7 protein-coding genes are annotated in these 11,421 nt (G+C 44.1%); 1 reads left to right on the forward strand and 6 read right to left on the reverse strand.

All coding sequences use genetic code 11. The annotated features are described in order from the left end of the window. Positions 1–569: 569 nt before the first annotated feature. Positions 570–1,256, forward strand: a complete 687-nt coding sequence (locus tag Q7V21_RS03730; RefSeq protein WP_226069809.1) for a hypothetical protein — start codon at positions 570–572, stop codon at positions 1,254–1,256. A 1,149-nt stretch (positions 1,257–2,405) separates the two neighbouring features. Here the strand turns inward: Q7V21_RS03730 and Q7V21_RS03735 are convergent. The 6 genes from Q7V21_RS03735 to Q7V21_RS03760 all read right to left on the reverse strand — a co-directional run bounded on the left by Q7V21_RS03735 (position 2,406) and on the right by Q7V21_RS03760 (position 11,339). Continuing rightward, positions 2,406–4,433 carry an LTA synthase family protein gene (locus Q7V21_RS03735; RefSeq protein ID WP_304915992.1) on the reverse strand — a complete coding sequence of 676 codons (2,028 nt, stop codon included), beginning with the start codon at positions 4,431–4,433 and terminating at the stop codon, positions 2,406–2,408. Continuing rightward, positions 4,400–4,786, reverse strand: coding sequence for a diacylglycerol kinase (locus tag Q7V21_RS03740; RefSeq protein WP_292411109.1), 387 nt, complete (start codon positions 4,784–4,786; stop codon positions 4,400–4,402). The genes Q7V21_RS03735 and Q7V21_RS03740 overlap by 34 nt, the downstream gene beginning before the upstream one ends. A gap of 20 nt (positions 4,787–4,806) precedes the next feature. Then, positions 4,807–5,712, reverse strand: coding sequence for a cation diffusion facilitator family transporter (locus tag Q7V21_RS03745; protein WP_304915993.1), 906 nt, complete (start codon positions 5,710–5,712; stop codon positions 4,807–4,809). Positions 5,713–5,785: 73 nt separating this feature from the next. After that, entirely contained in the window at positions 5,786–8,899 is a 3,114-nt protein-coding gene (locus Q7V21_RS03750; protein ID WP_292398338.1) for an efflux RND transporter permease subunit, read from the reverse strand. A 14-nt stretch (positions 8,900–8,913) separates the two neighbouring features. Then, positions 8,914–10,017: an efflux RND transporter periplasmic adaptor subunit gene (locus Q7V21_RS03755; protein ID WP_304915994.1), complete on the reverse strand. Its 1,104-nt coding sequence runs from the start codon at positions 10,015–10,017 to the stop codon at positions 8,914–8,916. Between the two features lie 23 nt (positions 10,018–10,040). Next, entirely contained in the window at positions 10,041–11,339 is a 1,299-nt protein-coding gene (locus Q7V21_RS03760) for a TolC family protein (RefSeq protein ID WP_292479029.1), read from the reverse strand. Positions 11,340–11,421: the final 82 nt, after the last annotated feature.

An 11,421-nucleotide genomic window follows, 5' to 3' on the forward strand; every position in this document is an offset into this window, starting at 1 on the left:
CGGCGGTGCGCCGATTGAAATCATTCGGCAATACATCGAGCAACAGCAAACACCTCATTAAGTATTCAAAGGACGGCGCTGCCGTCCGCGCTATTCATCCCCGCCCTGAACGACGGGGCTTTTCGCGCAATCCGGTAAAATATTCATGATGGCATTAATTATGTTTGTAATCATTACAAAGAGAAGTAGAAACGAGATATTTCGTAGAGTGTCTTAATCAGTTTGTATAGTTCATTTGAATTCTTGTTTCCCCAATCCGCCTTAAAATAGTCTTTATCGACAACTAATAGATTAATAAGACCTACGCTTGACCCCGAGCATGGCCGAACTTCACAATAAATTGCATAACATCACCTAAACACAAAGAAGAAAGTCATTGCCTTTTTATATTGGTAGCAACAATTTATTGTTTAAGGTCAATAAACATCCTCTTAAACCTGTGTGAGTTAAAACGCCTATCATTCTAGTAACCGGCATTGACCAATATCCGGTTATTCATGGACTAACCAGGCTTACTCATTTTAAATGCCACCCTGAGCATAAAATTAATCAACAAAAAGGAGAGCGTCATGGCTGAAGAGTTGGAAACAGTTGACTCCAAAAGAGAAAGTCGTCAGAAAGTTGAAATGGAAAAGGTTAGACAGTTTTTGACTGAAGAAGAGGTTAAAAGCGAGTTTTACATGGAGATGACCGTAAAGCTCCAGTCAGCACAGGCAAAACGATTATTTCGCCGGACCTTCGATCATATCCAAACGCAGATGACAGCAGCAACGTTGCTCACACGTAAATTCGGATTACGTGAGCTTTCTGATGAAAATGTAAAAAAAATTACTGAAAGTATTAAGCATCTGTCTACTGAAATGAATCGGGATATGGAACAAGCAGATCACATTCTGGACAGCATTGGAATCAAGAATGCTGCCGTCACAGATAATAGTGTTTATTTGCTAATCAAAATCACGTGCCCAGAAGGCATGGCATTTATGAACCTGATCCGTCAGCTGGATAATCTGACAATGAAACTTAAAACGCTTTGGATGGCCGGGGAAGTTCCGCTTGCTCATTCAGAAGATAGGTCTCATGCATGGCAAGTTCGTATCTTTAAAATTGCTGATGCAATCAGAGCACTTGGGCAACAAGCTTACATAGCATCTGATAAGAAAAAAGACAGTGATTTAAATAAGGCTCAGGCCAAACGACAATCGTATAAAAAACGTCAGCACAATGCATCCAAGAAAGCAGCGACTACAGGCTGAAATAAATAATAGTCATGAAAGACATCTCGCTGATTCTTATCCTCGACAAATTAAGTCTATCAGCGTTTGAAGCTGCCTATTCTTTTGGTAGTACCGATACGGAGACATGACTTAAATGGAAGTCAAATGAAAAATTAGTTTCTAACACCGTAACTATACGAATTAAGCAATGATGCGTTACTGGTCGTTATAGGAATTTGAGAGCAATGCCTATTTTCGACCTGTGGTTATCAGACGTGAGGTGGTCATTCCTACCAGATAACCAATCAGATTCAGACATAAAGCTGCAGCAGCAATAACAAAAGCTTACCAACCACAGCCAATAATAGTTTCTGCATTTGGGCTTAATATAGTGAGCAATATCAGAAGATAAAGAAATGTGCCAATTCCTGCATAAGCCGAATCACGACGTGAAAAAAATGCTGAAAACTTTGTTCGCAAACTCACTCCCAAAATGGTGGAAACGAGAACAACCAACACTAATTCGAAAATAATGGTGTCAAGTGATACTTCCAGTTGAATGCCCGTCAGCTATAAAAAAAGCAGAGGAACAATGAAAGGGGATAAAGCAGTATTTACGGCATTAAAAACGTCAGCCAGGGCAACATTGCCTCGCGCCATCAACACTAACAACGGAGATGATACATCTGTGGGTGCCAAGCAAAGTTTGACCCATAGCCAACGAACCCCTGCAAAAAAAAAATCGGCCGGTCAGTAGTCCGGCAAGCGACATTGGGCCGTAGACTAGAATCAGCGCTAAAAATTGCCTTGAAGGTTTACGAAGCACTAATCGCACGGCATGGGCATCAAAAGTCGGCTGATAATAAACATTAATGCAGCAAGTAATAGCCCAATTAGTGGTTGGAAATATTTACCCGCCTCAGGTAATACCAATCCAAGCCACAATAATGACAAACCAAACGAGATTTGATTCTACGTAATAAATTAATCTAGTCATGGTTTTAAATTTCCAAACTTCATGTGTGGATGAGAATAAATTACCCAAACATAGAACTAATTTAAATCGTGCAAAAAGGGATCAATAATAAGTAAATACTCAATATCATGATTAATATAACAACATTAATAACATAGAAATCCTTATCTGTAATGCGGCCAATCAATAACTGCATAATAGGATGAGAAATGCTAATTTTTATTTGACGGTTGCCCAACAGGCATATCGTAACGTTGCTGACGGTACAGCCAAGAAGGTAGTAATACATGTGCTAATGCTTCGTTAGCATCCTCTCTATTTGCCGGACCTTTGAGCTCTAGTTGACGCTTTTTGAGAACATACTGCCCAGCCAGAGCTTCCTTTTGAGGGCGTAAAATGGTCACCTTCTCACCTTGCAACAGGGCAAAATAATCGGCAAATTGCATCATTGCCCTGCCGGATGACTGCTGCTCGGCTGGTCGGCTCAAATCTCTGCCTATCATTGGTGTCTCAGCGCTAATACCCATCAGTGACAGTAAAGTAGGTGCCATATCAACCTGGCTCGCCACCGTCTTGATACGTTTTGGTTTTATATCAGCCCCTAAAATGAGGCCTGGGATTTGAAAACGTTCTATCGGCACAAGTGCATTTCCATAAACATTCAAATCATGATCAGCAATCAGCAAAAAGAGTGTATTGTCCCAATAATCACTTTTCATAGCTGTGTTAAAGAATTGTCCCAAAGCATAATCTGCATACTTAACAGCATTCAAATCAGTTTGTTTCTCGGCCGAATGCAGATCGATCTTTCCATCAGGGAATTCGTATGGCGAATGGTTGCTGGAGGTGAAAACTAAACTAAAGTACGGTTGGTTACTCAGGTTCGCTTGAACGATCCGTTTATGCGCCATATTGAATAGATCTTCATCTGAGACCCCCCAACTGCCTACGAAGAGTGGATCAACGTAATCATTTTGGTCAATGATAGATTGAAAGCCATTTCCAATAAAGAAGTTAGCCATGTTATCGAAGTGAGATTGCCCGCCATAAATAAATTCAGTTTTGTAGCCACGTTGACCCAATAAATCTGCAATAGTGAAAAAATTCTGTTGTGATAAAGAAAGTTTTACTACGCTTCTTGCGGGCGAGGGCAAAAAACCCGTTATCGTGGCTTCAATTCCTCTTACTGAACGCGTACCGGTTGCATAAAGTTGTTCAAACCACCAACCCTCATTTTTCAGTTTTTCCAGTTCTGGTGTTACGGAATACTCCCCACCCAAAGACTTGACGAAAGTGGCACCCAAGCTTTCTTCAAGAATGATAACCAGGTTAAGTGGTATATCTCTTTCAACTGTCGCGGGGCGCTTATTGATAGTTGGAAAGGGTGCATTTGGATCATTATCAAGCCAAGGATAATTCTCGCTCATTTCCTGCATAATTTGTTCATCAGTAAGCGTACCATAGACTTCTCCGGCTTCTGCTTCATGCTTCATGTTGTAAATAGCAAAATACACTGACCAGGTTGAGTTAATGACTAGGCTATTGACCAGTGCATCCGAAGTGATTGCAAACATTGCCGGATTGGCTGGACGATGCGATAAAGTAGACCGGATCATGACTACTAGGATGAGAACCATAAGCGGCCAAGTCAGCCAAACACGCCAAACCGGCCAGTCCAAATGATATTGTTTTAACCAATGCTGTAACAGCCGATTCGTGAACAAGCCGGCTAATATAGTGAAAACAACCCCGAGAATAAGTGGCAGACGAAAACCTTCCCACAAGGTTGAGAAAACTTCTTTTGGATATTGTAAGTATTCGACAAAGAGTCTGTTCGGACGCAAGTCATACTGAACAATAAATGTCGGTGTGGCAGACTCCATAAAAATGATCAAAACAATGATCATTAAACTCCAGAACCACACCAACTTTTGCCATAATTGCCAGGTTAATTTATTGACCAGTAGCGGCATCAACAACATCAGTGGCGCAATAAGCATACCCATAATAATGAGATCAGCTCTGAGCCCCTGAATGAATAGTGATGGCAGATCAATTGCTGCCGATACCCGATCCCACTGCCATACAACAAGCCCTAATCTTGATAGCGAGAGAATAAGAAGCCCAATAAGCAGAACCTGAAATAAAATGCGGTAAGGTCCGAGCAGTGAGGGTGATTTTGTGAATATATCTTTTTCGTTTGAATTCAAAAAAATCTGTGCCATAGCAATAATGTCCATGCTGTGATTGAAATAATAAGGGTAAGTAAGACAGCCAGTGATCCATAATCTTTGGCCCGACCGGTTAATAAGTGATGCTCCAAACTGACTCTATCCAGCGTCGATTCAATTGCTGAGTTGATCAACTCGACGACCATTACAGCGATCATGCTGGCAATTAATATAAACCGCTCAATAGCGGTAAAGTCTATCCAGAACACAACTGGCAATAATAAGACAAAGGCAATAAATTCCTGACGAAAAGCAACTTCGTGACGCAGTGCAGAATGCAACCCTTTGTATGAATAAAAAGTGGCCCAAAGCATACGTTTGAAACCAGTGAACTTTTTAGGTTGGATATTAATAATTGTCATTTTTTTATTTGCGTAAAATGTTATTGAGATGCTGTTTCATGGTCACTAAAATCTCTGCAATGCTCCTGATTCAGCTCAAGCTCTATCGTGGTGTGATCTAGATCATATTGAGATAAAGACTCGGCAATCGTTTGTTTCATAGCCAGGTAATTTTCAGAAGAGACATTATTGTTATCAAGTGTCAGGTGTGCAGTGAGGACATGGTGTTCACCATCAAGTGACCAAAGATGTAAATGATGTACCTCATTGACACCCTCAATGCTGACAAGAGTTTTTTTGATCTCATCATGCAGCGCTTTATCGGGCACTGCCTGAAAAAACAATTTACCGGTCACCCACAAATTACGAACAACATTAAACAAGATGAATAGCGTAAAACCAATGGATAAAAGCGGATCTAAAATCGGCCAGTCGGCAAACTGCAGAATGATGGAAATGATCAACACAGCCAGCCAACCTAATACATCTTCTAATAAATGCCAGTTGAGTATTTTTTCATTAAGAGACGTCCCTTTACTCAGCCGATAAGCCGCAAACCCATTAACAGTAACCCCCAATACGGCCAATGCCAGCATACCTTCGGTAACCGGCATTACTGGATCGGCCAAACGTGGTATTGCTTCACTCAACACCCATATTGAGCCAGCGATTAATACCAAGCCGTTTATCAGAGCACCAAAAAGAGACAAGCGTCGATAACCATAGGTGAACACAGAATTAGCAGATTTATTGCCTGCGCGGTTCAAAAACCAGGCACTGCCGATAGACAGACTGTCACCAAGATCGTGAACAGCATCAGCCATAATTGCTGTGCTGTTGGTTAGCCAGCCACCGATGAATTCAATGATGGTAAAACTAACATTTAGAAAAAAAGCCGTTGCAATCCTTTTATCAGAAGCACCATCCTCTTGATGATGTGTATGCATAGAGATATACCTTTATGTTTTTGTTTATTGATAAACTCAGGAAAGGTTGGCGGCCAATACAGGCCGCCATGTTTTATCTTGATTTTCCACGGCCGTGCACTATCCGGTAAAGTGCCGGCAACACCACCAGTGTTAGCAAGGTTGACGAAATAATTCCGCCAATGACGACCGTTGCCAGTGGCCTTTGCACCTCAGCCCCGGTACCGGTATTGAGTGCCATCGGCACAAAACCGAGACTTGCTACCAGAGCCGTCATCAATACTGGCCGTAACCGAGTCATTGCACCATCAACGATTGCTTTGTGCAGATCGCCGTGCCGGTGCCAGTAATCCCTGATGAATGACAACATGACGAGACCGTTTAACACCGCAACACCCGAGAGTGCAATAAACCCAACCCCTGCGGAAATAGATAGCGGCATATCTCGCAGCCAGAGCGCCAGCACCCCACCAGTTAATGCCAATGGCACACCAGTGAAGATAATCGCTGCATCACGAAATGAACCAAACAAGGTAATCAGCAGGCCCATAATGATAACCAACGTAACCGGTACCACAATCGACAGTCGTTGACTGGCTGATTGCAGTTGTTCATAGGTTCCACCGTATTCGATCCAATAACCGGGTGGTAATTGCACTTGCTCAGCAATACGCTGTTGAGCTTCTTCTACAAAAGAGCCCAGATCCCGGCCTCTGACATTGCTGGTGACCACGACACGCCGTTTGGCGTTTTCTCTGGAAATCTGACTCGGCGCCTCCGTTAATTCGATGGTTGCGACTTCAGACAAAGGTACGTAATCACCACCAGGTAAACTCACGGGCAGATTTGACAAGGCGGGTATGTCTTGTCTAATTTCTTCAGGCAACCGCACCACCAGATCAAAGCGCCGATCGCCATCATAGATCAGGCCAACTTCGCCACCGCCAACGGCGGTTGATAACATGTTTTGCAAATCATCAACATTAAGACCATAACGTGACATGGCCATACGTTTGGGTTCAATGGTCAGCATAGGCATATCATCGACCTGTTCCAGCCGGGCATCAGCAGCGCCGGGGATCTCCTGAATCACAGCCAGAACCGCCTCTGCATTTTGCTTAATCAAGTCCAAATCATCGCCGAAAACTTTAATACCCAAATCCGCACGAACGCCTGAAATTAACTCGTTAAAGCGCATCTCAATCGGTTGGGTAAACTCATAGTTGTTACCTGGTAATTGGGTAACCGCCGCTTCAATTTCTGCAAGTAGTTCGCTTTTAGGTAATTCCGGATCCGGCCATTCACTCCTAGGCTTAAGTATAAGAAATGTATCGGCCACATTAGGCGGCATCGGATCAGTCGCGACTTCTGGTGTACCGATTTTGGCAATCACCTTATCTACCTGTGGGAAAGTTTTGAGCCGCTGTTCAAGCTGTTCCTGCATTTTGATAGATTGCTCAAGGCTGGTACCGATCGTTCGCAGTGCATGTAAGGCAATATCACCTTCGTTCAGTTGCGGAATAAATTCCGAGCCCATTTTGCTGGCCATGTTGACAGACAAAGCAACCAACACAACAGCCAAAAGCATCAGCAGCCAACGCAATTTGAGGCTGAGCAGCAACACTGGCCGGTAAAGCCATTTGGCACCACTGATGATAAAACTTTCTTTTTCAGTGATTCGCCCCCCCATAAACATAGCGATGGCAGCCGGCACGATAGTCAGCGTAAAAACCATGGCAGATAGTAATGCAATAACTACTGTGGCAGCCATTGGCTCAAACATCTTGCCTTCAACCCCTGTCAATGAGAATAATGGGATATAGACAATCGTGATAATCATGACGCCAAATAAGCTTGGGCGTATCACTTCATTGGTGGCCTCATAAACGACATTTAAGCGTTCTTTAACAGGCAACACTCCACCGTTTTGTTTTTGTGCCATAGATAATCTTCGGATAGAGTTCTCAACAATAATTACCGCACCATCGACAATCAGGCCAAAATCAAGTGCCCCCATACTCATCAAATTGGCAGAAATACCTGCCTGTACCATTCCAGTAATCGTTGCCATCATTGATAGTGGTATAACTGCAGCCGTGATTAAGGCCGCGCGGATATTGCCTAACAACAGAAACAACACAACGATAACCAGCAAAGCACCTTCAAGCAGATTTTTTTCAACCGTGGCAACGGCTTTATCGACCAAGGTGGTGCGATCGTATACCGCTTCCAGTATGACGCCCTCCGGTAATGACGATTGAATCTCCGCCATTTCACGAGTCACAGTCGCAGCAACTTCACGTGAATTTTCTCCAAACAACATCATAACTGTGCCGACAACCGTCTCTTTACCATCACGTGTTCCCGCACCACTGCGCAACGGCTTACCAATCACAACGTCGGCCACATCTTTGACGAGCACCGGCCGATCATCGATATTTTTCACTACCACCTGACCAATATCATCGATGGATTTAAGCTGTCCTGGCGATCGAACCAAAATCTGCTGCCCATAACGTTCAATATAACCGGCGCCCCGATTATCATTGTTTTGCATCAGCGCCTGTTTCAGATCACTGAGGGACACGCCAAAATTCAGCAATTTCGCTGGATCCGGCTGAACATGAAATTGCTTTTGATAACCACCGTTAACATTGACTTCTGTGACCCCTTTTACCCGCTCCAGCCGGGGTTGAATGACCCAGTCCTGAAGCACTCGTAAATCGGTAGGATCATATGAACTGCCATCAGGTTGCCTGGCATCAGGTTCTGCGGTAATTGTGTACATGACAATTTCACCCAGCCCGGTCGCGATAGGTCCCATCTCCGGTTCAATACCCTGTGGCAGTGAGCCTTTTATCACTGCCAAACGGTTATTAATAAGATTACGCGCAAAATACAGATCGGTGCCTTCTTCAAATATCACGGTGACTTGTGATAATCCATAGCGAGAGATGGATCGGGTGTAATCAAGATCCGGCAGTCCGGCGATCGCTCTCTCGATGGGATAAGTGATGCGTTGTTCAGATTCCAGCGGCGAATACCCGGGTGCTCTGGTATTGATCTGCACCTGTACGTTGGTGATATCAGGCACCGCATCAATCGGCAGCTTCTGAAAGCTCCAGATCCCAAGGCCAATGATAAGAAATATCATTGACAACATCAGGCCACGTCTCTCGATTGAGAGACTTAAAATATTATTAATCATGTCTGTTTCCTAAATCAGTGAGCGTGAGCTGCGCCGGCTTTTTCCAGATCAGCTTTAATCAGATAGCTATTTTCAGCGACGATGTCATCGCCCTGCCGGAGTCCGGATATAACCTCACTGAATTGACCATCATTAAGACCCAGTTGTAATGGCCTGACTTGATATTGATTACCTACTTTGACAAAAGCGACTGATGCGCCTTCAAACTGTTGTATGGCACTGTTAGGAATTCTTAGTTTGACTTCTGTTTGCTCGGTAATGGCTTCAGCCTCAACGAGCAAACCCGGAAACCAGACTTGCTGCTGATTATCAAGTGCAACGCGGGCAATCCGATAAGGGGCATCATCTTTGCTTGGCACCAGTTGCTTTATCGTCGATTCATAAAATGTGTTGTTATGTAACAGACGCACTTTCTGACCGGGTTTTATATTCATGGCCTGTCCTGGAAAGACTTTGAGTTCAGCCCAAAGTGATTGGGTATTCGTGATCGTAAACAAACTTTGATCTGCCGCGACTTCGCCGGTATTGGCATCTTTTGCTGTAATGACACCTGAGATGGGCGCGGTTACGTTATAACTCTGTAAGCTGTTGTTTGACTCAACACTGGCTAATAGCTGACCTTTTTTGACAGAATCACCAAAATTCACATAAACGCGGGTGATTTGACCCGGAAAACGTGCTCTGACTTGACTTATCTCATCAGGTGATAAAACCACTCTACCGTAGAGTTTGGAGGTGACCGATATTTGTCCGGCTGTAACTTCTGCAGTTACCACACCGTGTTTTTTAGCCATACCGTCATCCATTTCTACATGCTCACTACCTTCATCCTCAGCGTCGTGAGCATGCCCTTCTTCTTCGGGTTTTGATTCAGCGCTATGATCATGTTCATCCTCTTTTGGCATCGATTCATCATGGTTATCTTTATCATGTGTTATCTCATGATCATGCTGCTGATTTGATTCTGCTAGCTGGGCTTGTGCTTGTTGATCTGATTGAGGAGCCTCATGCGCATGACCATCTTCAGCAATGGCAGGTGACATGATGAGCAATATTAGCGCTGCTACTGATAGTAGGCTGCGCATGGGTAAAAAAACGAAATGTGATTTATTAAACATAGTTTTGTCCTGATTCATATTGCTTACTCTGCAGCTGTTAGCGGTTCGGCGGTGAGTTGTTCGATTTCTGTCTGATATAGCAATGCAGCCGTTGCAGCCTCAATGACACTACGTCTGGCACCTAGCAGGTCTTGTCTGACGGTAAGAAATTCCAGATAACTGTAGAGTCCCCGTTGATAACCGGTTTGCGTTTGCTCCAGACTTTTAGTGAGTTTGGGGATAATCTGTTGTTGCAACTTGGAAATACTTGCAATTGCTTGTTCACGCCCGGAATAGGCCCGATAAAGCTGAGCATGAAGTTGTAACAGCATATCTTGACGGCGATAGCTGACTTCATTACGCGCGGCCAATGCTGATTCAATATCCCCTTGCGCTCGCTGGCGGCTGAACAAAGGCACTGACACACCAGCAACTAACGCCGAATCATTCAGTCCTTCATCTCGCCTGATCCCAACTGACCAGGTCAGATCTGCAACTTGCTGAGTTCTGGCAAGACGTACTTGTGCATCACGAACCCGCGTTTCTGCAGCGAAACGTTCCAGTTGCGGATTTTGCTGGGCCTGATTAAATAAGGCTTCAAATGACATGGCCTCGCTAAAGGCAAACAATGAGCCTGTGGCGGTCTCAAAATTAGGTTGATAACTCCCCCACAAATTAGCGAGTACCACTTTGTTGGCTTCCAGCTGACGTTTTTCGGCAGCCAATATCAGTTCAGCCTGATTAACAGAAGCTTCGGCGCGGCCCAAATCTGCTTCAGCCGCGACGGCAGCACCTACACGTTTATTAACTTCTGTTAATGTTGTTTGCGCCAGTTCCAGCCCCGTCTCGGCTAGCTTTACACGCTCCTGGCTATTGAGCACTTTAATAAATTGTCGTGTTACCTGACCTAGCAAGTCCAACGCTTTTATTTTGCGATCAACACGGACAACATCACTTTGTTGTTCCACCAGTTCAACACGGGACAATCTTTTATCACCCAGTTCAACGACAGAGGAGAGAGTGACCGTGGTTTCCAGTGACTTGATACCGCTTAGTTCTCTAGTGCCAGCGAAATTTTCAATCTCAGCACCAACAACATATGCCGGTTTGAGATTGGCCGTTTTTTTCTGGGCTTCAAGTTGTTGCTGTCGAATTGGAAAAACCTGTAATGCCGGATGTTGCGCCAGTGTTTGTTGCATGGCCTCGTTTAAACTCAACGTTTTCGTTTGTTGAATGTTATCGGCAATAACCGGTGAGACAGAAAAGGCAACCAGCATCGAACAAAGCAATGCACGGATAGCAGGCGCACGCACATTTGTAGTGCGATCAAAGTGTATTTTCATGAAATTAGATCCTGTTTAACTGCAAACAACGGACTTACGTTAAGTCCGCAAAAACATCAGCAGTTCAAGATCTCGGAGGGCG

It is taken from the genome of Methylophaga sp. (assembly GCF_030651745.1).